This window comes from Exiguobacterium sp. E4787 (genome assembly GCF_018618375.1).
Lineage (GTDB): Bacteria > Bacillota > Bacilli > Exiguobacteriales > Exiguobacteriaceae > Exiguobacterium > Exiguobacterium chiriqhucha.
In genome coordinates, this window is record NZ_JACSLY010000017.1 from 1 (window position 1) to 25,866 (window position 25,866).

The 25,866-nt window shown below is 50.5% G+C and carries 27 protein-coding genes and 1 rRNA gene; 27 read left to right on the forward strand and 1 reads right to left on the reverse strand.

From position 1 onward, the window contains the following. From rrf to rsmI, 10 genes are all read left to right on the forward strand, one after another. A 5S ribosomal RNA gene (rrf, locus tag KNP80_RS14435) occupies positions 1-90 on the forward strand; the annotation flags it as partial. A gap of 84 nt (positions 91-174) precedes the next feature. Continuing rightward, positions 175-1,596: an aminotransferase class I/II-fold pyridoxal phosphate-dependent enzyme gene (locus KNP80_RS14440; protein ID WP_251129033.1), complete on the forward strand. Its 1,422-nt coding sequence runs from the start codon at positions 175-177 to the stop codon at positions 1,594-1,596. A 2-nt stretch (positions 1,597-1,598) separates the two neighbouring features. Further along, a complete protein-coding gene (tmk, locus tag KNP80_RS14445) occupies positions 1,599-2,237 on the forward strand; it encodes a dTMP kinase (protein ID WP_214720463.1) in 639 nt (212 codons plus the stop codon). After that, positions 2,237-2,566: a cyclic-di-AMP receptor gene (locus KNP80_RS14450; RefSeq protein WP_029594397.1), complete on the forward strand. Its 330-nt coding sequence runs from the start codon at positions 2,237-2,239 to the stop codon at positions 2,564-2,566. Before tmk ends, KNP80_RS14450 begins: the two co-directional genes overlap by 1 nt. Before the next feature lie 17 nt (positions 2,567-2,583). Then, complete coding sequence (locus tag KNP80_RS14455) at positions 2,584-3,576, forward strand: DNA polymerase III subunit delta' (RefSeq protein ID WP_214720462.1); 993 nt, start codon at positions 2,584-2,586, stop codon at positions 3,574-3,576. Between the two features lie 6 nt (positions 3,577-3,582). After that, complete coding sequence (locus KNP80_RS14460) at positions 3,583-4,413, forward strand: PSP1 domain-containing protein (protein ID WP_021065761.1); 831 nt, start codon at positions 3,583-3,585, stop codon at positions 4,411-4,413. Positions 4,414-4,436: 23 nt separating this feature from the next. Beyond that, positions 4,437-4,772 (forward strand): DNA replication initiation control protein YabA, encoded by a 336-nt coding sequence (gene yabA / locus KNP80_RS14465; protein WP_021065760.1) that lies wholly within the window; start codon positions 4,437-4,439, stop codon positions 4,770-4,772. Positions 4,773-4,837: 65 nt separating this feature from the next. Beyond that, a complete protein-coding gene (locus KNP80_RS14470) occupies positions 4,838-5,572 on the forward strand; it encodes a tRNA1(Val) (adenine(37)-N6)-methyltransferase (protein ID WP_058765157.1) in 735 nt (244 codons plus the stop codon). Then, positions 5,565-5,843, forward strand: coding sequence for a GIY-YIG nuclease family protein (locus tag KNP80_RS14475; protein ID WP_214834080.1), 279 nt, complete (start codon positions 5,565-5,567; stop codon positions 5,841-5,843). Before KNP80_RS14470 ends, KNP80_RS14475 begins: the two co-directional genes overlap by 8 nt. Further along, positions 5,815-6,684 carry a 16S rRNA (cytidine(1402)-2'-O)-methyltransferase gene (gene rsmI / locus KNP80_RS14480; RefSeq protein WP_214834995.1) on the forward strand — a complete coding sequence of 290 codons (870 nt, stop codon included), beginning with the start codon at positions 5,815-5,817 and terminating at the stop codon, positions 6,682-6,684. Before KNP80_RS14475 ends, rsmI begins: the two co-directional genes overlap by 29 nt. A gap of 16 nt (positions 6,685-6,700) precedes the next feature. Here rsmI and KNP80_RS14485 read toward each other — a convergent pair whose 3' ends face one another. Next, positions 6,701-6,994 (reverse strand): transition state genes transcriptional regulator AbrB, encoded by a 294-nt coding sequence (locus KNP80_RS14485; protein WP_012727742.1) that lies wholly within the window; start codon positions 6,992-6,994, stop codon positions 6,701-6,703. A gap of 329 nt (positions 6,995-7,323) precedes the next feature. Between KNP80_RS14485 and metG the strand changes: the two genes are divergently transcribed. The 17 genes from metG (at position 7,324) to KNP80_RS14570 (ending at position 25,822) form a co-directional block, all read left to right on the forward strand. Beyond that, complete coding sequence (metG, locus tag KNP80_RS14490; RefSeq protein WP_214834996.1) at positions 7,324-9,285, forward strand: methionine--tRNA ligase; 1,962 nt, start codon at positions 7,324-7,326, stop codon at positions 9,283-9,285. Between the two features lie 53 nt (positions 9,286-9,338). Further along, on the forward strand, positions 9,339-10,106 hold the full coding sequence (locus KNP80_RS14495) for a TatD family hydrolase (protein ID WP_214834088.1): 768 nt from the start codon (positions 9,339-9,341) through the stop codon (positions 10,104-10,106). Next, a complete protein-coding gene (locus KNP80_RS14500) occupies positions 10,106-11,416 on the forward strand; it encodes a 3D domain-containing protein (RefSeq protein WP_251132405.1) in 1,311 nt (436 codons plus the stop codon). The genes KNP80_RS14495 and KNP80_RS14500 overlap by 1 nt, the downstream gene beginning before the upstream one ends. Next, a complete protein-coding gene (gene rnmV, locus KNP80_RS14505) occupies positions 11,409-11,969 on the forward strand; it encodes a ribonuclease M5 (protein WP_214720455.1) in 561 nt (186 codons plus the stop codon). Before KNP80_RS14500 ends, rnmV begins: the two co-directional genes overlap by 8 nt. Next, positions 11,966-12,844 carry a 16S rRNA (adenine(1518)-N(6)/adenine(1519)-N(6))-dimethyltransferase RsmA gene (gene rsmA / locus KNP80_RS14510; RefSeq protein ID WP_214834998.1) on the forward strand — a complete coding sequence of 293 codons (879 nt, stop codon included), beginning with the start codon at positions 11,966-11,968 and terminating at the stop codon, positions 12,842-12,844. The genes rnmV and rsmA overlap by 4 nt, the downstream gene beginning before the upstream one ends. An 82-nt stretch (positions 12,845-12,926) precedes the next feature. Next, positions 12,927-13,163, forward strand: a complete 237-nt coding sequence (locus tag KNP80_RS14515; RefSeq protein WP_021065751.1) for a Veg family protein — start codon at positions 12,927-12,929, stop codon at positions 13,161-13,163. A gap of 100 nt (positions 13,164-13,263) precedes the next feature. Beyond that, a complete protein-coding gene (gene ispE, locus KNP80_RS14520; protein ID WP_214720454.1) occupies positions 13,264-14,127 on the forward strand; it encodes a 4-(cytidine 5'-diphospho)-2-C-methyl-D-erythritol kinase in 864 nt (287 codons plus the stop codon). A 73-nt stretch (positions 14,128-14,200) separates the two neighbouring features. After that, the gene (purR, locus tag KNP80_RS14525; RefSeq protein WP_021065749.1) at positions 14,201-15,025 is read left to right on the forward strand and encodes a pur operon repressor; all 825 of its coding nucleotides are present in this window, start codon (positions 14,201-14,203) and stop codon (positions 15,023-15,025) included. 135 nt (positions 15,026-15,160) lie between these two features. Further along, positions 15,161-15,460, forward strand: a complete 300-nt coding sequence (gene spoVG, locus KNP80_RS14530) for a septation regulator SpoVG (RefSeq protein WP_021065748.1) — start codon at positions 15,161-15,163, stop codon at positions 15,458-15,460. Between the two features lie 185 nt (positions 15,461-15,645). Then, positions 15,646-17,001 carry a bifunctional UDP-N-acetylglucosamine diphosphorylase/glucosamine-1-phosphate N-acetyltransferase GlmU gene (gene glmU, locus KNP80_RS14535; protein WP_214834999.1) on the forward strand — a complete coding sequence of 452 codons (1,356 nt, stop codon included), beginning with the start codon at positions 15,646-15,648 and terminating at the stop codon, positions 16,999-17,001. A 45-nt stretch (positions 17,002-17,046) separates the two neighbouring features. Further along, positions 17,047-18,003 carry a ribose-phosphate diphosphokinase gene (locus KNP80_RS14540; protein ID WP_021065746.1) on the forward strand — a complete coding sequence of 319 codons (957 nt, stop codon included), beginning with the start codon at positions 17,047-17,049 and terminating at the stop codon, positions 18,001-18,003. 54 nt (positions 18,004-18,057) lie between these two features. Beyond that, complete coding sequence (pth, locus tag KNP80_RS14545) at positions 18,058-18,615, forward strand: aminoacyl-tRNA hydrolase (RefSeq protein WP_058765144.1); 558 nt, start codon at positions 18,058-18,060, stop codon at positions 18,613-18,615. Positions 18,616-18,660: 45 nt separating this feature from the next. Then, positions 18,661-22,185, forward strand: a complete 3,525-nt coding sequence (mfd, locus tag KNP80_RS14550) for a transcription-repair coupling factor (protein ID WP_214835000.1) — start codon at positions 18,661-18,663, stop codon at positions 22,183-22,185. Then, positions 22,169-23,716, forward strand: coding sequence for a polysaccharide biosynthesis protein (locus KNP80_RS14555; protein WP_214835001.1), 1,548 nt, complete (start codon positions 22,169-22,171; stop codon positions 23,714-23,716). The genes mfd and KNP80_RS14555 overlap by 17 nt, the downstream gene beginning before the upstream one ends. Position 23,717: 1 nt before the next feature. After that, positions 23,718-25,133, forward strand: a complete 1,416-nt coding sequence (gene yabN / locus KNP80_RS14560) for a bifunctional methyltransferase/pyrophosphohydrolase YabN (protein ID WP_214834107.1) — start codon at positions 23,718-23,720, stop codon at positions 25,131-25,133. Beyond that, positions 25,130-25,402, forward strand: a complete 273-nt coding sequence (locus KNP80_RS14565) for an RNA-binding S4 domain-containing protein (RefSeq protein ID WP_021065741.1) — start codon at positions 25,130-25,132, stop codon at positions 25,400-25,402. Before yabN ends, KNP80_RS14565 begins: the two co-directional genes overlap by 4 nt. A 45-nt stretch (positions 25,403-25,447) precedes the next feature. Continuing rightward, a complete protein-coding gene (locus tag KNP80_RS14570; protein WP_021065740.1) occupies positions 25,448-25,822 on the forward strand; it encodes an FtsB family cell division protein in 375 nt (124 codons plus the stop codon). Positions 25,823-25,866 lie beyond the last annotated feature (44 nt).

Here is a 25,866-nt window from a genome sequence, read left to right on the forward strand (position 1 = left end):
ACCCGTTCCCATGCCGAACACGGAAGTTAAGCGCTTCAGCGCCGAAAGTAGTTGGGGGTCTCCCCCTGTGAGGATAGGACGTTGCCAGGCCAACGCGAAAGACGATCAAGCATCCGCTTGATCGTCTCTTTTTGTATATAAGTCGCATCTATTTCGGATAGGAAGGTTGCCTATATGACTCGAAAACCTAAACATAATCCTTTCACATTTATGGAAACATTGGAGCAACATGTACGCGAAGATCGTGTCTCTTTTCATGTACCTGGTCATCACAATGGAACAGTAAGAGATGAGAAACTTCCGACTGTATTCCAAAAAATAATGCCATACGATTTAACAGAACTCGGACACTTGGATGATTTACACCATGCTGAAGGTATTATTCTAGAAGGAGAGAGGGCACTAGGATCTCTTTATCAAAGTAAAAGTAAATGGTTAGTGAATGGGTCAACGGCGGGAAACTGGAGTCTGTTGGCAGCAACTGTGAAACGGGGAGAACGAGTATATGTACAACGTAATTCCCACAAATCCGTGTGGAACGCCATTGAGTGGCTCGGTTTAGAACCCATTTTACTCACTCCTGAATTAGATAGGGGGAGCAGTTTACCGACTGTCGTCGCATTAGAAACAATTCAAGATGCTGTCACGCAGTACCCAGGTGGGAAGGCCCTCCTACTGACATCTCCTACTTATTACGGAGACATGGCAAACATCCCGGAGATCAGTGCTTATTTGCGTCCGTTGCATATTCCTCTTTTAGTTGATGAAGCACATGGCGCTCATTTGATTCATCCTACATTTCCAAAGCGATCCGCTATCTTCGAAGGAGCTAGCGCCGTTGTCCAGTCTGCTCATAAAACCCTTCCAGCGCTCACGATGGGGGCATGGGTCCATTATAAGGAAGAGATTAATGAGAAACGTTTATTTCATGCACTCTCTTCTTTTCAAACGTCTAGTCCGTCTTATTTGATTATGGCTTCACTCGATTACGCTAGAGAGTATCTCGAAAATTTGAGTGAACGAGATTGGACACATATTCAAAAAAGTCATTTTGCATTCATCATGGAAATGAGACGTGCTGGCTTTTCAATCAAAGTGGGCGATGATTTTACCAAAATGACCTTGCTGACATATCCGAAAAATGGTCTCATCTTCAGTCAACATTTGGCGTCAATCGGTATTGATACGGAACTGGCTGCAGAAGATCATGTGTTATTCTGCCTGCCGTTAAGGGAATTAAAAAGCAAAGAGATTCAACATTGGGTGAAACTGATTAAAAATGCATCACAACACGTCCCACTCATAGTCGAAGATGAAACGATCTATCCTTACCCGATGACAGAACGTGTTTCGGTGTTGCATGCTATTTCAGATGATGCGGATATCATTCGCAAATCGTTTGAACAAGCAATAGGAGCCGTTGCTGCAGAAACCGTTATCCCTTATCCACCAGGAATTCCGTGGATACTAAGAGGAGAAGTCATCACACACGAGAAAATTAGAGTATTGAATGAATGGATTTCACTAGGACGGAACCTTCAAGCGAGCAGGCATGTTATGATGAAACAAATTGATGTTATCGTAGAGGAGTTTTAATCGTGAAAGGTATGTTTATTACTGTAGAAGGTCCCGACGGTTCGGGGAAAACCACGCAGTTGCAATTGTTAGTTCGTTCATTGACTGAAAAAGGATACGAAGTAGTCGTCACTCGAGAACCAGGAGGGACCAAAGTCGGAAACAGTATTCGAGAGGTCTTATTATCACCAGAACATGATGAAATGACCCCACGCGTCGAGATGATGCTGTATGCCGCGTCCCGTGCCCAAAACATCGATCAAGTGATTCGACCTGCCCTTAAACGAGGGGCGATTGTTGTGTGTGATCGATTTGTCGATGCCTCAATTGCCTATCAAGGATATGGGCTCCAATATGATTTGAATCAAATTCTATCACTGAACGAGTGGGCAACGGCCGGGATTAAACCCGATTTGACTTTCCTTTTTGATTTGACCCCTGATCAAGCGAGCCGTCGCATGAAAGATCGAGGTCAATTAGACCGTATCGAGAGCCGAGATGAGTCTTTCCATCAACGCGTATACGATGGGTTCAAAAAATTATTAGAACAACATCCGGATCGGATGGTTCGTATCGATGCGAACGCTACAATTGAAATGATTCAAGATGAAGTGTTAGATATTACGTTAGAACGATTACATGAAAGAGGAGTGACGCAATGATGAAGATGGTAATCGCGATTGTACATGATAAGGATAGTGCTCGGTTGTCAGATGCTTTAATCGAAGAGGACTTCCGCGCAACAAAATTAGCCACAACCGGAGGTTTTTTGAAAGAAGGTAACACAACGTTTATGATCGGTGTACCAAAAGAACGGTTAGACGATTTGCTCGCGCTAATCAAATCGAATTGTTCGAGCCGAGATCAAATGATCACGCCGATTTCACCGATGGGCGGTCACGCTGATTCATATATTCCGTATCCGGTAGAAGTACAAGTTGGCGGAGCGACGGTGTTCGTCTTGCCGATTGAAGGATTCCATCAGTTTTAATGGGAACGGTCACGAATATGAGCTTTCAAGATTTAGCGAAATCTCAAACGGTTATCGCCAAAGTGATTGAAAATTCGATTGTCGCTCAAAAGGTGGGTCACGCCTATATTTTCTCGGGAGATTATGAACCTTATTTAATTGAGACGGCGCAACTGTTTGCAAGATCCCTTTTTTGCGAGTCGCCTGACGGGGTAGAGCCGTGTGGCAGTTGTCGAAACTGTAGACGGATGGATTCGGGCAACCTCGTCGACTATATGGAAGTGGAACCGGATGGGGCCAGTATCAAAAAAGAACAAGTTCAACAATTGTTGAGCGACTTGTCGCTACGTGGAGCAGAAGGGGACCGTCAAATATATGTCATTCATCAAGCGCATAAAATGACACCTCAGGCGGCCAACAGTCTCTTAAAATTTTTCGAAGAACCGGGCGTTGGAAAACTGGCCATCTTGGTCACGACCCAGCCGCAACTCCTATTACCAACCATTCGCTCGCGGGCTCAGCATTTAGTGTTTCGACCGATTAATCGAGAACGGCTTGTGGAAACGTTGGTCGCAGACGTGCAATGTACGAGCGATTTAGCGCGTCTTGCTTTAGAGACATATCCGAAATTCGAAGACGCGCGTGAGGCGCTTCATAACGACTGGTTTGTACAGGCGTATGGGCTAGTGGTACAATTAGTTGAAGTATTGACAAAACGCCCGCAAGAATTGCTTTTATTTGCCCAAGAAAAATGGCTCGGTCATTTTAAAGGGCGGAATGAATTGCGAGTCGGTCTCGAGCTATTCGGAAATTGGTTGGAGCAAGCGCTCCACTTCAAAGTGCGAACAGACTATGTTCCGGAATTGTTTACGAAAGAACAGGCGCTATATACCACGTTTGTAAAAGATCGTCCGGTTCATAAAATCGTCCATGCTATTGAATCTGTCCATGAGGCGATTCGACGGCTTGAGGCAAACGTCAATCCTCAATTAACGTTCGAACGGTTAACGTTCGATTTGCAGAAAGGATAGGAGAGCGTGCTTGAAGTAGTCGGAGTCCGTTTTAAAGAAGCGGGAAAAATCTATTACTTTTCACCAGGCGAAGCAACGCTTGAACGTGGAGACCATGTCATCGTAGAGACGGTACGAGGCATCGAATACGGTGAAGTCGTCCAAGTTGGTAAGCAACTGGGTGAAGACGAAGTAGTATTGCCGTTAAAGACAATCCTTCGTGTCGCCGATCAAAAAGATGCCGAAATCGTTCAAGACAATCGATTGGCAGCATTTGACGCTCACGCCGTCTGTGAAGAAAAAATTCGTGAACATCGACTTGAAATGAAGTTAGTAGATGTTGAGTATACATTTGATCGTAATAAAGTCATCTTTTATTTCACGGCAGAGGGGCGCGTTGATTTTCGGGAACTCGTCAAAGATTTAGCAAGTGTGTTTCGCACCCGGATCGAACTCCGTCAAATTGGAGTTCGGGACGAAGCAAAACTGCTGAGCGGAATCGGGCCTTGTGGTCGTGTGTTGTGCTGCTCCTCGTTTTTAGGGGAATTTGAGCCGGTATCGATTAAAATGGCCAAGGATCAGAACTTATCCTTGAATCCGAATAAAATCTCCGGTGTGTGTGGTCGTCTCATGTGCTGTCTGAAATACGAGAATGATACGTATGAAGAATTGAAGCGGGACTTACCAGACGTCGGAAAACGAATCAAAATTCCAGAAGGTGACGGACGTGTCATCGGTCTCAATATCTTGGATCAATTGATTCAAGTCGAGTTGAATGATCGGACCCGTGTTGTGACGTATACAATCGACGAGCTCGTCGAGGTCGGTGCAGTCAAACGAAAACCGTCGAAACAGTGATGGGGTGCTGAGCAGTGGAAAGAATGGATAAAAAGGAAGTCATGATGCGGGTCGATGCGATCGAGCAACAAATGCAATTGTTGACGGAGCATTTAGGGGTGCTCAAAGAGCAACTCGCCTATTTGCTCGAAGAAAACCAACACATGTATCTCGAAAACCATCATTTGCGTGAAAAAGTGGAGCAACTTGCAGAAGTCGAGACGCCTGATGGAGATCCCCAAATTGCGTTGTCCGGAAAAGGACAGAACAATCTGGCGGCGTTATACCAAGAAGGATTTCACATTTGTAATTTGCACTATGGACAAGTCAGAAAAGACGGAGACTGTCTCTTCTGCATGTCGATGCTAAATAAACATTAATAAGGGGCGATAGACGGGGGTATTCCCGTCCGTCGCCTTTGTACGTTATGTAGGAGGGAAATGGCGTGACTGTTAAACAAGGTGAACGTCTTGATGATTTGTTAGGGCGTCCCGGCAAGATCATTCAAAGTGATGACGTTTTTTCATTTTCATTGGATGCCGTATTACTCGCCGAATTTGTATGGGTGCCGATTCAAAAAGGAAAGCTCGTCGATTTGTGCGCCGGCACGGGGGCGATTCCGCTCTTTTTATCATATCGAACGAAAGGGACGGTCACGGGTGTTGAAATCCAGCCTCGCCTCGTCGACATGGCCAATCGAAGCATTGCCATCAATGAGTTGGACGAGAGGCTCCACATCGTTGAAGGGGACGTGAAAACTGCTGCCAGTCTATTAGGTCATGCCCGTTACGATGTTGTCACATGCAATCCCCCTTATTTTTTGGCGAACGAGACATCGCTACGCAATCAAAATGAACATCATACGATTGCACGCCATGAAGTCCTTTGCACACTAGAAGACTGTATTCGTTCAGCCAGTCAACTCGTCAAACCGGGTGGCAAAGTGGCCTTCGTCCATCGTCCGGAGCGATTACTCGACATTCTGACGCTCATGCGGGCATATCGGATTGAACCAAAGCGAATGCAACTCGTTTATCCGAAGCAAGGTCGAGACGCGAACACATTGTTAATAGAGGGGTCGAAAGATGGAAAAGCAGGGCTCACAATCTTACCTCCGTTTATCGTTTATGAGGAAGATGACACGTATACGAGCGACATGCGGGCAATCCTCGATGCGTAAGTACTTTGCCTATATTCTCGAGTGCAACGATGGAACGTACTATACCGGTTATACGACGGACGTTGATAAGCGGATGGAAGTGCATAACAACGGCAAAGGTGCGAAATATACACGAGCTCGTCTCCCGGTGACGTTGCGATATGTCAGGTCGTTTGCGACCAAACGTGAAGCCATGCAGTACGAATGGTCCATCAAACAACTCACGCGGGCTCAAAAACAGCAATTGATGGAGGGAACGAGTAATGAACTCACAGAAAAGTTATCAGACTGATGGGCCCACGCTCTATGTTGTGCCGACGCCGATTGGAAATTTAGAAGACATGACGTATCGGGCGGTTCGAATTCTAGGAGAAGTTGATTTGATTGCGGCTGAAGACACGCGCCAAACGATGAAACTCTGTCGTCATTTCGGCATTGAGACGAAACTGGTCAGCTACCATGAGCATAATAAGCACGTGAGTGGCCCGCGCTTAATCGAAGATATTGAGGCGGGCAAGTCGGTCGCCGTGGTCTCAGACGCTGGCATGCCGGGTATTTCGGACCCTGGGAGTGACCTCGTGAGGTTGGCCATTCAAGCGAGGCTCCCCGTCGTCGTACTCCCTGGAGCGAACGCAGCGTTGACGGCTCTTGTCGCCTCTGGTCTTGCGACCGAGCGGTTTTTGTATTATGGATTCTTGCCCCGTAAAAAGAAAGAGCGGCTCGAGGTGTTGTCATCCTTACAATATGAACCGGGCACCATCATTTTTTATGAAGCGCCACATCGGTTAAAAGAGATGCTGACCGGGATTCAAGACGTATTCGGCAATCGGCAACTCGTTCTCGGACGAGAGTTGACGAAAACGTTTGAAGAGTTTTTACGAGGGACGGTAGAAGAAGCGCTTGTCTGGTGCGAAGGCGAAGTACGCGGCGAATTCGTCGTCATGGTGGAAGGATCGACGGAAGCGGCACCGACACACGATTGGTGGGAGGCGCTATCGCCCCTCGAGCACGTCGACCGTTACATTGAGGATGGCTTAAAACCGAACGCCGCCATTAAACAAGCCGCTAAAGAGCGGGGTCTGTCACGAAGTGAAGTGTATGACGCGTATCATCAAGTCGACAAAAAAGAGTAAGCAAGGAATCCCTTGCTTACTCTTCGCTGTAGTAGTTTTCGAGCATGTTTTTCAACTCGACGAGAACGCGTTGTGCGCCTTCCGGTGAAAGGATCAATTTACCGTCAGCCAACTTGAAGTTGTCATCCGATACTTCGCCCGTCACTTGGCAAGTCATGTTCGGTTTGTATTTTTTCAACACGATTTGATCGTTGTCGACGTAGATTTCAAGTGCATCTTTCTCAGCAATCCCGAGTGTGCGGCGCAATTCGATTGGAATGACGACACGACCGAGCTCATCAACTTTCCGTACGATACCTGTAGATTTCATTTTGTGTTTCCTCCTCCAATGGTGTCGAAATCTCTTGGTGACATGAGTCGTCAAAATTCGACAATGTTACTACAGCAAAAAGCATACTAAACTTTCCAATTGCAGTCAACTGCTTACTATTGGAAATCTACATTTTCGAAAAATGACGATGTAGGAGCAATATATACCTAAAATTCCCCGAAAGTTAGGACCTGAAACAAAGAAAGGGTTTTTTTGGAACATATTTTATGAGATAACAACAAAAAAATTCCAAACAATTGGTTTGGAAATTCTTTTGTCGAACCGTGTATAATGGAAATTGCAAATGTCGAAAGGATGGAGAACATACAATGGCGAAGCCTACTTTTTATATTACGACTCCGATTTACTATCCGAGTGCCAAACTACACATCGGTCACGCTTATACGACGGTGGCCGGCGATGCGATCGCGCGCTATAAGCGTTTGAAAGGTTTTGACGTTCGTTATTTGACGGGGACGGATGAACACGGTCAAAAGATTCAAGAAAAAGCGAAAGAAGCCGGTGTGACACCGCAAGCGTTCGTGGATGAAGTTGTCAAAGACATCAAAGTGTTATGGGACCGTCTCGAAATCTCATATGATGACTACATCCGTACAACAGACGCACGCCACAAAGCTGTCGTCGAGCATGTGTTCGAGACGCTTCTTAAAAATGATGATATTTATCTAGGAGAGTATGAAGGCTGGTACTCGATTCCTGATGAGACGTATTATACGGAGTCTCAGCTCATCGACGGGAAGAGCCCGGACAGCGGTCACCCAGTCGAACTCGTACGCGAAGAGTGTTACTTCTTCCGTCTCAGCAAGTATGCGGATCGTTTGATCGAGTACTTCGAGTCGCACCCTGACTTCATCTTGCCAGAATCGCGCAAAACGGAGATGATCAACAACTTCTTGAAGCCGGGTCTTCAAGACTTGGCTGTCTCACGGACGACGTTTGACTGGGGTGTACAAGTCCCATCGAACCCGAAGCATGTCGTATACGTATGGGTCGATGCCCTTACGAACTATATCTCTGCCCTCGGCTACGGGTCGGACAACGACGAGTTGTTCAACCGCTATTGGCCAGCCGACGTCCATTTGGTCGGAAAAGAGATCGTCCGGTTCCATACAATCATTTGGCCGGCGTTGCTCATGGCGCTTGACCTCCCGTTGCCGAAACAAGTTTTCGCGCATGGTTGGTTGCTCATGAAAGACGGCAAAATGTCGAAATCAAAAGGCAACGTCGTTGACCCGATTCCACTCATCGACCGTTACGGACTCGACTCGCTCCGCTACTATCTTCTTCGTGAAGTTCCATTCGGAGCAGACGGCACGTTCACACCGGAAGCGTTCGTTGATCGCTTGAACTTTGATCTTGCGAACGACCTCGGAAACCTGCTCAACCGGACCGTGGCCATGATTAAGAAGTATTTTGATGGCGAAATCCCTGCTTATGCGGGTAATGTGACGGAGTTCGATGCCTCGTTGCTTCAAGTCGTCAACGAGACGACAGAGAAGACGGAAGCGGCCATGGAGCACATGGAGTTTTCAGTCGCGCTCACAAGCATCTGGCAACTCGTCAGCCGTGCCAATAAATACATTGACGAGACACAACCGTGGGTCCTTGCGAAGGATGAAACGAAACGAGACGAACTGGCGTCGGTGATGACTCACCTCGCCGGCGTGCTCCGTCACGTCGCGGTCATGATTCAACCGTTCATGACACGGGCGCCAAAAGAGATGTTCCGTCAGCTCGGTCTCGAAGGAGAAGATATGTCATGGGAAGCACTCGATACGTTCGCGGCGTTCGATGGAGCCTTCGTCACAGACGGGACACCGATTTTCCCGCGTCGTGACGTCAAAGAAGAAGTCGATGCGATTCAAGAGATGATGCGTCAAGCTTCGCAAGCACGCGTCGAAGAAGCCGAAGCGGAAGCGGGCGACATCGAAAATGAGGACGTGCGTCCGGAAATCACGATTGACGTCTTTGATCAAGTCGAGTTCCGTGTCGGTCAAATCATCGAAGCCGATAAAATCAAGAAGGCGAAGAAGTTGTTGAAACTTCAAGTCGATCTTGGCGGGGAGACGCGTCAAATCGTCTCGGGTATCGCGGAATGGTATGCGCCGGAAGACTTGGTTGGCAAGAAAGTCATCGTTGTGGCCAACTTGAAGCCGGTCAAACTGCGTGGCGAGTTGTCACAAGGGATGATTTTAGCGGCTGATAAAGACGGCAAGCTTGAACTTGCGACCGTATCTGAGAATATGCCGAACGGGGCCATCGTCAAATAATCGTTTGGGGGAGACTTCGGTCTCCCTCTTTGTCTATACAAGGAGGAACCATCATGTTGATTGATACACACACACATATCAATGCAGAACAGTTCAATGAAGACGTCGAAGCGACGATTGAACGGGCTCGTGCTGCTGGCGTTTCCCCGATGCTCGTCGTCGGGTTCGACAATCCGACCATCACGCGTGCCATCGAGCTCGCGGAAACGTATGAAGACATTTACGCGATCGTTGGCTGGCACCCGGTTGACGCCGTCGATTGCACGGAGGCCGACTTGGCAAGAATCGAGACGTTGATGGATCACCCTAAAGTGATGGCGCTCGGGGAGATTGGGCTCGACTACCATTGGGACAAATCGCCTAAAGACGTCCAACAACGCGTGTTCCGGCAACAAATTGCCATCGCGAAACGGACGAATATGCCGATCGTGATTCACAATCGGGAAGCGACCGCGGACGTGCTCGATATTTTAGAGGAAGAACACGCCGAAGAGGTCGGTGGTGTGTTCCATAGTTACAGCATGTCCGTCGAATTGTTGGAGCGCTGTCTGCGTTTGAACTTCTATATTTCTCTTGGGGGACCAGTGACGTTCAAGAATGCGAAAGTACCGAAAGCGGTGGCACAACAAGTCCCGCTCAATCGACTCCTCGTCGAGACGGACTGTCCGTATTTAACGCCGACACCGTTCCGTGGCAAGCGGAACGAACCGGCTTACGTCACGTATGTCGCTGAAGAGATTGCATCGCTACGTGACATGTCTTACGACGCACTTGCCGAGGCGACGACCGCTAATGCGAAGCGCCTGTTCCGTCTTCCATGATGCTCAGACGGATCGTGTTAAGCGTCGGCGTCGTGGCCACCGCTGTGTTCGCTTATATGGCGATGCAACCAGAACCTGTCACCATCATCGATGACGGAGTGACGATGGTGCATGAAAGTCGGGGCGAGTCGGTGTTAGACGTGCTTGAAGAGACAGGGATTGTCGTTGACGAGTCAGACGTCGTGACACCGGCCTTGAGTGCGGATATTCCGCTCGACCGAGTTATTCAGATTGAGCGGGCCCGCACCGTCTCGCTACAAATTGGTTACGGACAAATCGAAACGATTGAGACGCGTGAACGAACTGTCGAAGACGTGTTGCTTCGTTATGGAGTGAGTGTCCGTGACGAGGACGATGTCTACCCGGGCGTCCGTACCCCGATTACATCGGGTATGACCATCCGGTATCAGCCTGTCGTCACCCTCGATGTCATTGTCGGCGATGAGGCAAAGACGGTTTATACGATGGCTCAAACTGTCGAGCAGGCGCTACAGGAGGCGAATGTGACGGTTTCTGACAAGGATACCGTCGAACCGGCTCTGGCGACACCAGTACGAGACGGGATGACAATCACGGTCAACGTGAGTCGAGACGTCGTGCAGTATGAGAATCGACTCATCCCATTTGAAATCGTCAGAAAAGAGGATGACACGCTTGCGCTCGGAGAAACCGAGGTTGTTCAAGTCGGTGTCCCTGGACTCGAACGGACGCGGTATGCACTGACAGTGGAAAATGGTACAATTACAAATCGGACCGAAACGAGCGTGGAAACGCTGCGAACCGTACGCCCTCAAATCATAAAACTTGGAACGAGAATCGTAGCTGAACCAGAGGCGAATCAAGAGACCGAGCAAGAACAAGAGGAGACGGCAACGACCGAACCATCGAGCCCGTTTCGAGAGGAAGCAGAGATTAAAATCGAAGAGACGCCTCGAGCCGAGGATGTCTTAGATTTCACCTCTGCGAAACAGCTTCTCGTCGAGGCGACAGCGTATACGAACAATGCAGAAGATACAATTACGTTTGACGGCAGGGTACTGACGCGCAGCGGTTATGATGTGACGGACACGATTCTGTATGAAGGCATGCGAATCATCGCGGTCGATCCAGCCATCATCCCACTCGGCACACGCGTGTACGTTGAAGGGTTTGGGATGGCGATTGCCTTAGATACAGGCAGTGCCATCAAAGGCAATAAAATCGATGTGATGATGGACTCAAAAGAAGAGGCGGTGACGTTTGGGCGTCAGCCACTCACGATTTGGGTCATCCCGAAGCAAGAAGAGAAAGAAGGAACCGATGATGCGTGAAAAGATACAAGAAGTGATCGTCGTCGAAGGTCGAGACGACACGACGCGGCTACAGGAAGTATATGACGTCGATACGATTGAGACGAACGGGTCGGCCGTTTCGAAGCAAACAATCGAGCGAATCAAACGTGCCCAAGAGACACGAGGCGTGATTATTTTGACGGACCCGGATTATCCGGGTGACCGGATCCGGGCCATCGTCGAGGAGCAAGTCAAAGGGTGCAAGCATGCCTATCTCCCTCGAGCCGAAGCGAAAGACAAGCGCGGTAAAATCGGGGTCGAGCATGCTTCTCCAGCGACGATTCGCCGTGTGCTCGAAGCGTTGTATGAACAGCGGATTGAGACTGACATGCCGCTCGTCACCCGTCAGATGGTGCTCGAGGCCGATTTGATTGGCGGACCAGACGCGGCGCGGCGGCGCAAACGGCTCGGGGTGTTACTTCGCATTGGTGAACCGAACGCGAAACAGTTTGTGAAACGCGTGGAAGCGTTACGGGTCACGATTGAAGAATGGGAACGAGCACTGGCTCAGTTAGAGGAGGAAAATCATTGAAAGACATCGCCACAATTCAACGCACGAAATCAATTCTAGAACGTCACGGCTTCTCGTTTAAAAAGTCGCTTGGGCAGAACTTTTTAATCGATTTAAATATTTTGAATAAAATCGTGGACGCCGCGGAGCTGGGAGAGGCGAGCGGGGTGCTCGAAATCGGTCCCGGTATCGGGTCATTGACGGAACAGTCTGCCAAGCGGGCGAAGAAGGTCGTCGCCCTCGAAATCGACCAACGTCTGCTTCCGATTTTGGAAGACACGATGTCTCCTTATCCACACGTGCATGTCATCCACGGCGATGCGCTCGAGCTCGATATTCAAGCCATCGTCGAGCGTGAGTTTTTCAGTCAAGGCATCGAAGACATCTCGGTCGTGGCGAACTTGCCGTATTATGTGACGACGCCAATTATCATGCGTTTACTGGAAAGCCAAATCAAGTTCCGTTCACTCGTCATGATGATTCAAAAAGAAGTTGCCGAGCGGATTGGAGCGAAGCCTGGTACGAAAGCATACGGCTCTCTCTCGATTGCAATTCAATATTACGCAGAGGCGAACGTAAGCTTTATCGTCCCGAAAAGTGTGTTCATGCCGGCTCCGAACGTCGATTCAGCGGTCATCACGTTGAAGATGCGTCCCAAACCGGCGGTCGACGTGAAAGATGAAGCCTTCTTTTTCGAGATTGCCCGTGCCAGTTTCGCGCAACGTCGGAAAACGATCTTGAATAACTTGACGAACCACCTGGGCAAAGATAAAAAAATGGAAATCGAACTTCTCTTGGGTGAGGCCGAAATCGATCCAAAACGGCGAGGCGAAACGCTTTCGCTTGAAGAGTTTGCCCGGTTAGCGGACACAATTTTACCACTTAAAAACAGTTGACGACCGGATAGCGAATCGATATAATATTAATCTTTATTTTCATTTCTGAATGTGTTATACTTGTAACAGTGAGGTGAAGCGTATGCCAAAGACGTTGCAAGAAATCAGACAGAAACTCGAATCGCATGTTGGAGAACGATTGACGTTGAAAGCAAACGGCGGTCGTAAGAAAGTCGTTACTCGGTTTGGAACGCTCGTTGAGACGTATCCCGCGGTGTTTGTCGTCAAATTGGATGAAGACCACCATAACGTGGAACGTGTCTCATATAGCTACGCTGATGTCCTAACGGATACAGTTAAAATTGAATTCAGCAATTGAACGATAAATGAGAGGCGGATGCATTGGCAGCTGCTTCTTTTTTTGTGCGCTCGTTTACGGTACAATGGCGAACAGGAGATACATGGGAAGGGTGAACGATATGCGCACGATCAGTGTGAAAGCGCCGGCAAAAATCAATTTGACGCTTGACGTCCTTGGGAAGCGGGCAGATGGCTATCATGAAGTAGAAATGGTAATGACGACAGTAGATTTATCGGATCGACTGGAATTGACCGTCCTTGATACAGACGAGATTCGGATTCAATCTGAACATGCCTATGTGCCGAATGACCACCGGAACTTGGCGTATCGTGCAGCCGAGTTGTTGCGGAAGCGATTTGGCATCAAGCAAGGTGTCGAAATCGTATTGGATAAGCAGATTCCGGTCGCGGCAGGGCTAGCTGGCGGATCGAGTGACGCTGCCGCGACGCTTCGAGGCATGAACGACCTGTTCGATCTCGGCCTGTCGTTAGAAGAGTTAGCCGAACTTGGGGCCGCCGTTGGATCGGACGTATCGTTTTGTGTCATGGGGGGAACAGCCATCGCGCGCGGACGCGGTGAACAGTTAGAGACAATCCCGTCACCGCCACCGTGTTACGTCGTCTTGGCGAAACCGAAAATCGGTGTGTCGACGGCCGACGTCTATCGCGCGGTGGAGATGGAGAAGATTGTGCATCCGAATACCGAGGCGATGGTCACGGCGATTCGTGATCGTGATTTTGATGGCATCTGTGCAAACTTAGGCAATGCCCTTGAGGCGGTCACGCTCGAACTTCATCCGGAGGTTCGCCAAATCAAAGAAACGATGCTCCACTGCGGAGCGGATGGGGTGCTCATGAGCGGAAGTGGTCCGACCGTATTCGCACTAATTGAGCATGAACAAAAAGCACATCGTGTCTATAACGGGCTGAAAGGATTTTGTCCTGAAGTGTTCGTCGTTCGGATTCTCGGCAAAAAACATTGAACAAAGACGAATGAGAATGATATATTCTGTTTAGAACATTCGTCTATTATTGAAGAAGTGAAGGGGAATCCGTATGAAAATTCGTAGAAGTGGTCGTCTCGTTGATATGACCCGTTATTTGCTGGACCATCCGCACCAGCTCGTCTCGTTATCGATGTTTTCGAGCCGTTATAAAGCAGCCAAGTCATCTATCAGTGAAGATTTGGTCATCGTCAGTGAAATGTTGGCCCACGATGGCACAGGTAAACTGGTCACGGTGCCAGGAGCGGCCGGTGGCGTCATGTTCATCCCGGGGTGGAGCAAAGATAAGTCGCTCTCGATGATCGATGGGCTATGTGAACAGTTGTCGAAGCCAGAACGGTTGCTTCCGGGAGGCTACCTCTATTTGACAGACGTTCTCGGTAACCCGCGTCAAGTGAAGCCGATGGGCCAAGTCTTCGCCTCGGTATTCGCCGATCGTAAAGTCGATGTCGTCATGACGATTGCGACGAAAGGAATTCCGCTCGCCTACGCTGTCGCCGAGCAACTCGGGGTACCGTTTGTCATCGTTCGGTCCGATAGTCGTGTCACCGAAGGTTCGACCGTGAGTATCAACTACGTCTCCGGTTCGTCGAAGGCGATTCGCACGATGGCGCTCGCGCGTCGTAGTTTGCCACGTGGTGCGAACGTGCTGTTGATTGACGATTTCATGAAAGCTGGCGGAACGATTCGCGGGATGATGAGTCTCTTGAACGAGTTCGAAGCGAACCTTGCCGGTGTCGGCGTACTTATGGAAGCAGAAGGCGCCGAGAAGAAAATGGTGAGCGAATACGTCAGTTTGATGAAATTGACGAACGTCGACTCGGATGAAGGTCTCGTCACGATTTCGCGTGGAAACGTCGAACAATTCTTAAAGTGATTGGCAAAAATTTGATTTCGTTTTATGATGAAAGGGTATAAGATTCGTACGAAGTCAATCGGTTCGCTTGGAATCATCTCAGCCTTTTAGAAAGTACACCACGGTCCAGACAACGATGAAAAGGGGATGCGAAACATGCAGATCACAGACGTAAAAATTCGCAAAGTCGCGACGGAAGGTAGAATGAAGGCACTGGCCTCCATTACACTCGACCACGAATTTGTGGTACACGACCTTCGAATTATTGAAGGGAGTACCGGTCTGTTCGTAGCGATGCCGAGCAAGCGGACGCCAGAAGGGATTTTCCGTGACATTGCTCACCCGATTAATGGAGATATGCGTCAGAAAGTCGAGGCTGCCGTTTTAGAGGCGTACGGTCAAGAGGACGTCGCTATCGCCGAGACGCAAGCCCAATATAATGCCATGAACGAGTAACATTTGACAGCGGATGGGGGACCCTTCCGCTGCCTTTTTACGTTTCATTGGTTACGAATAGGTACAACGGTTGAAACCGCGTCATGGTTTCGATATAGTAGATACGGTGTAAATAAGGTTTGAATGTATAAAAAACCGAACATTTGAGTACATTACAGTCGATATGAGATAGGAGCGAATCAAGAATGGATCGTTTTGCAGTCATTTTGGCAGCAGGTAAAGGGACGCGCATGAAGTCGAAGCTTTATAAAGTACTTCATCCGGTCCTTGGAAAACCGATGGTCGAACACGTCGTCGATCAACTCGACAAGATCGGGGTCAGTCGTCAAATCGTCATCGTCGGCCATGGGGCTGAAGCGGTACAAGAGACGTTAGGCTCACGCGTGGAGTATGCGGTCCAAGAACAACAGCTCGGTACGGGCCATGCGGTACAGATGGCAGAAGCTGAACTCGCAGGCAAACCTGGCGCGACGCTCGTCGTTTGCGGCGATACACCGCTATTGACAGCGGAAACGCTCGAGGCGTTGTTGGCCCATCACGAGGCGCAACAGGCAAAAGTGACCGTGTTGACTGCGATTGCTGATGATGCGACTGGATATGGCCGCGTCATCCGCGGGGAAGACGGAAATGTCACAAAAGTTGTCGAGCATAAAGATGCGTCTGACACTGAACTAGAGATCCGTGAAATCAACACCGGAACGTACGTGTTCGATAACGAGCTCTTGTTTGATGCATTGAAGCAAGTCGGAAACAACAACGCTCAAGGCGAGTACTACTTGCCGGACGTCATCTCGATTGCGAAAGAAGCAGGCGAAGTCGTGGCAGCACACACGGCGCCGACATTCGATGAAACGATCGGCGTCAACGATCGTGTCGCTCTCTCACAAGCTGAAGCGGTCATGCGCAAGCGGACGAACGAACGCCTCATGCGTGAAGGTGTCACATTCATGGATGCAGCTTCGACATACATCTCACCAGATGCCGTCATCGGTTCGGATACGATCATCTATCCAGGGACGGTCATTCTCGGGAAAACGATTATCGGTTCAGAGTGCGTGATTGGTCCAAATTCAGATATCCGCAATAGCGTCATCGAAGACGGTGCGGCGGTTCGTCAATCGGTCGTAAGTGACAGCCGTGTCGGAACTGAAGCACAGGTCGGGCCGTTCGCCCACCTTCGTCAACAAGCAGTCCTCGGCGCGAATACGCGCGTCGGTAACTTCGTGGAAATCAAAAAATCAACGTTCGGAGACGGTGCGAAAGCATCACATCTCAGCTATATCGGAGATGCTTCGATCGGGGAACGCGTCAACCTCGGCTGTGGCTCGATTACGGTCAACTATGACGGCAAGAACAAGTTCGAAACGGTCGTCGAAGCCGATGCATTCGTCGGCTGCAATGTGAACTTGATCGCTCCGGTGAAAGTCGGAAAAGGCTCAATCGTAGCAGCCGGTTCGACGATCACGGATGACGTTCCTGAAGAGGCGCTTGCGATTGCACGCGAACGCCAAACGAATAAAGAAGGTTACACGAAACGATAAGTTGCTGCCTATTATTATGGAAAACGATGGAGGAGAATCCTAAACATGTCTACTGTATATGAACGTGAAATTCGCCTATTTAGCTTAAACTCAAACCGCCCACTCGCCGAAGAGATTGCCAAGGAAATTGGCATCCCGCTCAGCGATTGCCAAGTGAAGCGGTTTAGCGACGGAGAACTTTACATCAACATCGAGGAGAGCGTGCGAGGCGATGATGTGTACATCATTCAATCGACGAGCTCACCGGTGAACGAAACGCTCATGGAGTTACTCGTCATGATCGATGCGTTGAAACGAGCATCGGTTCGGACGATTAACGTGGTCATGCCATACTACGGTTACGCTCGCCAAGACCGCAAGGCGCGCTCACGTGAGCCGATTACAGCGAAACTTGTCGCTGATTTATTGACGGTTGCAGGTGCCACGCGTTTAATCACGATGGACTTGCATGCTGCTCAAATCCAAGGTTTCTTCAATATCCCAGTAGACCAATTATTAGGTGTTCCACTCATCTCGACGTATTTTGAGACAGATGAATTTAAAGCGAAAGACATTGTCGTCGTTTCACCGGACCACGGTGGCGTCACGCGTGCCCGTAAGCTTGCCGAACGCTTGAAGGCTCCAATCGCCATCATCGACAAGCGTCGTCCTGAAGCGAATGTGGCTGAAGTCATGAACATCGTTGGCAGCGTTGAAGGCAAGACGGCCATCTTGATCGATGACATCATCGATACAGCTGGAACAATCACGCTCGCGGCCGATGCCATCGTCCAAGCTGGTGCAAAAGAAGTGTACGCCTCGTGTACACACCCAGTGTTATCTGGACCGGCGATGGAACGGATCGACAACTCGTCAATCAAGGAACTTGTTGTTTTGAACACGATCGATTTAGAAGGTCGCGAATGTTCAAGCAAAATCAAGCAGATGTCGGTTGCCCGTTTGCTTGGAGAAGCGATCATGCGTGTCCACGAGCACAAATCGGTGAGCACACTGTTCGATTAAAAAACGAGGCCCGAAGGCGTTCGCCTTTGGGCTTTTTTGTTCAGGAGGAATAAGATGAAATGTATCGTCGGCCTCGGGAATCCAGGCAAAAAGTATGAGATGACCCGTCACAACGTCGGATTTTTGGCGATTGATCGCCTTGCTGACAAACATGGGATCAAACTCGATGAAGCCAAGTTTAAAGCATTGATTGGAACGGGAAGAATCAATGGAGAACGTGTCGTCCTCGTCAAACCGCTCACGTATATGAATTTATCAGGCGAGTCGGTCCGTCCGATTTTAGATTATTATAAGATTGAGATTGACGACTTGCTCGTCATTTATGATGACTTGGACATGGTCCCAGGAAAACTGCGATTCCGTCCGAAAGGCAGTGCCGGCGGACATAACGGCATCAAGTCGTTGATTCAGCATTTAGGCACACAAGACTTTAAACGTCTGAAACTGGGAATCGGCCGTCCGCCGCATCCGATTAAAGTGGTCGATTGGGTGCTTATGAACTACCGTAAAGAAGACATGCCAGAATTAAATGATACGCTCGATCAAGCTGTGTCCGCCGCAACCGATTTTGTGGATACTGAATGGATTGCGCTCATGAATCGATATAACTAAAGGGTCAAGGTACCCTTTTTTGTCGTATGAGGTGGAGGAAAACAAATGAATGCTTTAGAGAAATTCATGGTGACGTTACCTGAGACGAATGTGATTCGGGAGCGGTTGCCAAAAGTCGATCGACAACTCGTCACCGGATTAACGACAAGTGCAAAGGCGCTTGTATTGGCGGGTTTGGCGAAAAACTCGCCAAGACGTCTCGTCGTCGTCACGCATAACATGTATCAAGCCCAAAAAATGTACGACCAACTCGAGTCGCTCATCGGACCGAGCAACACATTGCTTTATCCGATTGATGAGACGCTCGCTGGTGAACTATCCCTCACATCGAGCCCAGAATTGCTGGCTGCTCGGATTGAGGCTCGGACACGTCTCCTGGACGAAACGGGAGGCGTCATTGTCGTGCCGCTCGGTGGCTTGCGCCGTTATATCCCGAACCCGTCAGACTGGCAGACGAGCCATCATCACATCAAACCTGGACAAGAGCTTGATTTAAAGCCGTTCGCCGAGACACTCATCACGCTCGGTTATGAACGGACGGCCACCGTGACCGCACCGGGTGAATTCTCCGTCCGCGGCAGTATTTTAGACGTTTATCCGCTCACGGCAGCGCGCCCGTATCGTATCGATTTGTTCGACACCGAAGTCGATTCCATCTTTACGTTTGATGCCGAGACGCAGCGTTCGCTAGGTGTCGTCGGCGAAGCGGTCATCCCACCCGCCACCGAGTTCATCGCCTCACGCGACCAGTTGCAGCAGGCCGGACAAGCACTCGAACGTCAATACGAGCGGACGCTCTCGCTCATCGAGACCGAGACGATCCGGCAAGCGCTCGAAGATGGAATCGCCCGGGACATCGAACAGTTCGGTCGAGGCGAGGCTCCTGAAAAAGTTGGGAAGTACACACCGCTCCTGTATAGCTCGACGCTCCTCGATTATGTCGGGGCGGAAGCGGTCTTGATGTTAGATGAAGTGGCACGGATTGAAGATGCTGCCGACGTGCAAGACCGCGAGGAAGCGGAATGGTTCTCGTCGCTCATCGAACGAGGGGAGTCGGTCAGCAACTACACGCTCGCCGTCCCAATGCATAAAGTATTCCGGACGTTGAAACAAGTCGCGTTCTCCTTGTTACCGTCACGACGGTCCGGGATTCCGGAGACGAACACGGTCCACCTCAGCTGTCGCCCTCTCCCGGCGTTCCATGGGCAGATGCACTTGTTGAAACAAGAAGTCGAACGGTGGCAACAAGGTGACCATCGTATCGTCTTCTTGGCAGGCGATCAAACACGGGCCGATAAAGTGGTGGAGCTACTTGACGATTATGGAATCTCATCCACGTTCACAAATGTGGACGGTGAGCTGTTGCCGCGTCACGTTCATGTCATGATCGGCCAAATCGAAGGCGGCTTTGAACTCTCGACGAGTCGTCTCGTCGTCGTTTCCGAAGAAGAACTGTTCAAGCGCGTCACGAAGCGGAAACGTCAGACGAAGAATTTGACGAACGCCGAACGGATTAAAAGTTACCAAGAATTGAAGCCGAACGACCACGTCGTCCACATCCATCACGGAATCGGGAAGTACCTGGGCATCAAGACGATTGAAGTCGGCGGCATTCATCAAGACTACTTACATCTCGTCTATGCCGGCGACGATGCGCTGTACGTCCCCGTCGATCAAATCGATCTCGTTCAAAAGTATGTCGGGGCCGAAGGCAAAGAGCCGAAGATTTACAAACTCGGCGGGACTGAGTGGAAGAAGGTCAAATCGAAAGTCGCCAAATCGGTGGAAGACATCGCCGATGAACTGATCAAGCTGTACGCGGCGCGTGAAGCGTCCGTCGGCTACGCGTTCCCGGGTGATGACGAGGAGATGAGTCAGTTCGAAAGCTCGTTCCCGTATGCGGAGACGGAAGACCAAGTCCGCTCCATCGCTGAAATCAAAGCGGATATGGAACGGTCACGGCCGATGGATCGTCTCCTTTGTGGCGATGTCGGTTACGGTAAAACAGAAGTGGCGATTCGAGCCGCGTTCAAAGCCGTGCTCGCTGGGAAGCAAGTCGCGTTCCTCGTTCCGACGACCGTGCTGGCGCAACAGCATTACGAGACGATGCTTGAACGGTTCAGTGAATTTCCAATTAACGTCTCCGTCATGAGCCGCTTCCGCTCTAAAAGTGAGATGGCGGCGACGAAGAAAGGCTTGAAGGAAGGAACGATTGACGTCGTCGTCGGGACGCACCGCGTCTTGTCGAAAGATGTGACGTTCGCCGACCTCGGTCTCGTCATCATCGATGAAGAGCAACGGTTCGGGGTCAAACATAAAGAACGGCTCAAACAGTTGAAGACGAATATCGACGTCCTGACGCTGACGGCGACACCTATTCCGCGGACACTCCATATGTCGATGATCGGCATCCGAGACTTGTCGGTCCTCGAGACACCGCCAGAGAACCGCTACCCGGTGCAGACGTACGTCATGGAATACGATGGTATCGTCTTGCGGGAAGCACTTGAGCGCGAACTCGCGCGAGGCGGACAGGCATTCTTCCTCTACAACCGCGTCGAAGGTATCGAGCGGAAGGCAGAAGAGATTCGGGCCTTGTTACCGGAAGCACGCATTGCGACGGCACACGGTCGGATGACCGAGACCGAACTCGAGAGCCAGCTCATCAGCTTCCTTGAAGGAGAGGCGGACGTGCTCGTCTCGACGACGATCATCGAGACCGGCATCGATATCCCGAACGTGAACACACTCATCGTCCACGATGCGGACAAGATGGGGCTGTCACAGCTGTATCAGTTGCGTGGTCGCGTCGGCCGTTCCAACCGGATCGCCTACGCCTACTTCACGTATCGGAAAGACAAGCGTTTGACGGAGGTCGCGGAGAGTCGGCTACAGGCCATCAAAGAGTTCACGGAGCTCGGGAGCGGGTTCAAGATTGCGATGCGCGACTTATCGATTCGCGGCGCCGGCAATCTGCTCGGAGCCCAACAGTCCGGGTTCATCGATTCGGTCGGGTTCGACTTATACTCGCAGATGTTGTCCGAAGCCATCGAGGAACGGAAAGACCGGATGCGCGGACAGGCGAAACAAGTCGTCTTCAAACCAGAAATCGCGTTCCAAGCGGATGCGTACATTCCGGACGACTATTTATCGGACAGCGAATTGAAAATCGAGATGTACAAACGCTTCAAGTATGTCGATACACCAGAGGCGTTGTTCGCCCTCCAGGACGAGTTGATTGAACGGTTCGGCGAATTCCCGGAACCGGTCGCGCTACTCATCCAACTGACGCGTCTGCGCATCTATGGCGAGATGGCGAAAGTGGCGCGCATCAAACAGTCGCCGGGCCGCATCGAGATGGTATTGTCGCTCGAATCAACGACGGCGCTCGATGTCCCGTCATTCATGGAATGGACGATGCCACTCGGTCGGAAACTCGGTGTCGGACAAGACAACGGCGCCCTCAAATTGTCGCTCAGTGGCCGCATGCCGGTCGTCGAACTGTTGAACGATGCCGATACGGTGCTTGAGGAGCTCGTGAAGAGGTTGGCGCATGCGGTCGCCAAGTAAGTTTGCGACCGGCGTCGTCTTATTTGCGCTCGCGGGCTATCTTTCAAAGTTCATCAGTTTCGCGTACCGAGTGCCTTACCAAAATATCGCCGGAGACTTCGGGTTGTATGCTTATCAAACCGTGTATCCGTTTGCCGCAATCGTCGCTTCGCTCGGCATGTATGCGATGCCGGTAGTGATTGCCAAAATCGGTGTCGGGGCCCATGGACCGAGGCGAAAGCTCGAGGTGTTATGGGGCAGTTTTTATGTCTTGTTCGGTCTAGCCGTCATCCTTGTCGTCACGATGTGGATGCTAGCACCGGTCATCGCTCGTCTCCTCGGGGACATGGAACTCGCACCGACGCTGCGGATCATCAGCCTGAGTTATTTACTCATGCCGGCTTTGGCCGTGCTCCGCGGTTCATTTCAGGCCGTCGATGACTTGCGGCCGAGTGCGATTTCTCAAGTGCTTGAGAACCTCGTTCGCGTCACGGTCTTACTCGTCGCCTTGTTGATTGGCGTGCGCTTCGGTCAAGACGCCTATACGCTCAGTCGATACGCGTATGGGGCGACGCTCGTCGGAGGTGTCATCGCCATCGTCATCTTGTCATTATGGGCGAAGCAGTTACGGCTCGTACCGGTACAACCCGCGACGTTGCGGTCTGTCCTTCGAATCTTACTGACGACGGGGTTTGCCGTCGGTTTCGCCTCGCTCGGAATTTTATGGATGCAACTCGTCGACTCGTTCACGATTGTCAATCTGATGGGCGGGGATTATGCGGCGAAAGTCGGGAAAGGGGTATTTGACCGAGGCTATCCGCTCGTTCAATTTGCGATTCTTTTCACGACGGCGCTCGGAATGGCAAATGTCCCGAACTTGGTGCGGCATTATCGTGCCGGTCGTATAGAAGCGACCTCTTCCGGACTCAGTTCGATGATTCGCGTGACGACAACGGTCGCTGCTGCGGCCACAATCGGCTTGATGGGTGTCGTGTTCCCGTTGAATGTCGCGCTATTTGAAAACGCGGCCGGGACGACAGCGCTCGTCTTGCTCTCGACGAGTACGTTCGCCGCGTCGCTTGCCGTGGCGAGCATGACGTGTCTACAGGCGATTGACCGGGAACGCACAGCTGCTGTCGGTATGATTCTCGCCATCGGCGTGAAGCTCGGCAGCAACTTGTGGCTCGTCCCTTACTATGGCATCGCGGGGGCTGCCCTCGGGACCTCGATTGCCTTTTTAGCGATGGCCGGTTTCAATTTCAATCGGCTCGACCAAATCATCCCGCTCGGCATGCTCCGGTTTCGACATTATGGACGTCTCGTCAAAGCGGTGGCGCCGATGGGCGTCATCTTGCTCGGCTTGAACGTCATGGCGATGGATGGGCTGGCGCATCGTCTCGATGCCCTCGTCTGGCTCGTCTTCATGCTCGTGCTTGGGGCCGGCATTTATGTCTGGCGGTTATGGAAAGAACAAATTTTGACGATAGAAGAATGGGAAATGATTCCGTTCGGAGGTCGTCTCATCAATCTGCTAGAAAAAAAGGAGAACTGATATGAGTTACGGAATTACGGTCGTCGGCCTCGGGTCTGGCGAACTTGATCAACTACCGCTCGGTGTCTATCGTCATTTGAAGCAGCAACCGCTCGTATGGTTGCGCACGAAAGAACACCCTGTCGTCAGCGAACTTGAGGCGGAAGGCGTGACGTTCGAATCGTTTGATTCGATTTACGAGGCGAGTGACACGTTCGAGGACGTCTACCGACAAATCGTTGAGACGTTGCTTGAAAAGAGCGAAGAGCTAGCCATCACCTATGCCGTACCGGGGCATCCGTTCGTGGCGGAGCGGACGGTCGAGCTGCTCGTCGAACAAGGTGCGGACGTCACGTTCCTCGGCGGTCAGAGCTTTTTGGACGCCATGTTCCAAGCCCTCCGCATCGATCCAATCAACGGCTTCCAATTACTCGATGCGACGGCGCTCGATGTCGAACGGATTCAAGTGACCCAACACGTATTGATTGGTCAAGTGTATGACGGGTTCGTGGCCGGAGACGTGAAAGTCCAATTGATGGAACGATATCCGGATGAGCATATCGTCAAACTCGTGACAGCCGCTGGGACGAAACATGAGCGGGTCAGTGAAATCCCGCTCTACGAGATGGACCGCGTGGCAGAAGTCGACAACTTGACGACGCTCTATGTGCCGCCGTTGACGGACGAGACGCATTTGGCGCGCGAATTTTCGACGTTGAAGCACATCATCGCGACGCTCCGCGGTCCGGACGGCTGCCCGTGGGACCGGAAACAGACGCATGAGTCGCTCCGCAAATATTTGCTCGAAGAAGCGTATGAATTGATTGAAGCAATCGATACGGAAGACGATGATGCGATTGTCGAAGAGCTCGGTGATGTGTTACTCCAAGTCATGCTCCACGCCCAAATCGGAGCGGACGAAGGCTATTTTGATATCCGAGACGTCATTGGCACCGTCAGTGAGAAGATGGTCCGCCGTCATCCTCATGTGTTCGGGGATGTGAAGGTCGATGATGCCGATGAAGTGGTGACGAATTGGAATGCGATTAAACAAGTGGAAAAAGGGGAAAAGAGAAAATCGCAGCTAGATGGTGTTCTCATGACGCAACCTGGTTTGATGCGGGCCGAGCAATTGCAGAAAAAAGCTGCGCAAGTCGGTTTCGAATGGGACGATGTTCAAGGCGCGTTTGAGAAATTGGAAGAAGAACTCCACGAGTGGAGAAGTCAGCCTGAAGATGAACGAGAACTTGGCGATGTCCTCTTCTCAATCGTCAACGTGGCGCGCTATTTCAAGTTGAACGCCGAACAGGCGCTCGAACGAACCAATCAAAAATTTAAGAGACGATTCGAATACATTGAAGCGAACGGCTCCCTCGAAGAGATGACGCTCGAAGAGATGGATCGGCTCTGGGATGAAGCGAAGGAGAAGGGATTATGAGACTAGACAAGTTTTTGAAAGTATCCCGCTTGATTAAGCGGCGTACGTTGGCGAAAGAAGTCGCCGACCAAGGCCGGATTCAATTGAACGGACAAGTAGCGAAAGCGAGCACCGACGTCAAAGTCGGTGACGAGTTGCAAATTCGATTCGGGAACAAGCTCGTTACGGTCGTCATTGACTCGATTGCCGAGCATGCCCGCAAAGAGGATGCGAAAGAAATGTACCGCCTGCTCAAAGAAGAAAAGGTGAACAGTGGTACGGAAGCGTAAAAAAAAGGTATACTGAACGTAACAGGATAGGAGGAAGGTGATTCGATGAATGGACGTAACCCGATGGAACGCAAACAGCGGATTCGGGCTCTTGATGAACGGAGAGAACAGCTGGAAAAAGAACAGAACCGGCGACGTATCCATCTTCGACGCCGCCTGGCTGCGGCCTCACTTCTCTTTTTGTTAATGGTTGTCTTCATCGGTCAGAGTTACTTCTCGAAAGTCGGATATGTGTCCGAGCAAGAACGGAAACAAAATGAAGCGCAAGTCGAACTTCGGGAAACGAAGGACGAACAATCAGAACTGAAAGAGCAGGTCGAGCGTTTACAAGACGAAGAATACATCGCTAATCTAGCGCGCAACGAGCTGTTGTTCTCGAAAGATGGCGAGATTATTTTTTACTTCTCACCAGAGGAATAAGTGGGTTCGTTGACCGTTGACGAATCGACTCGTATAATTGTAGG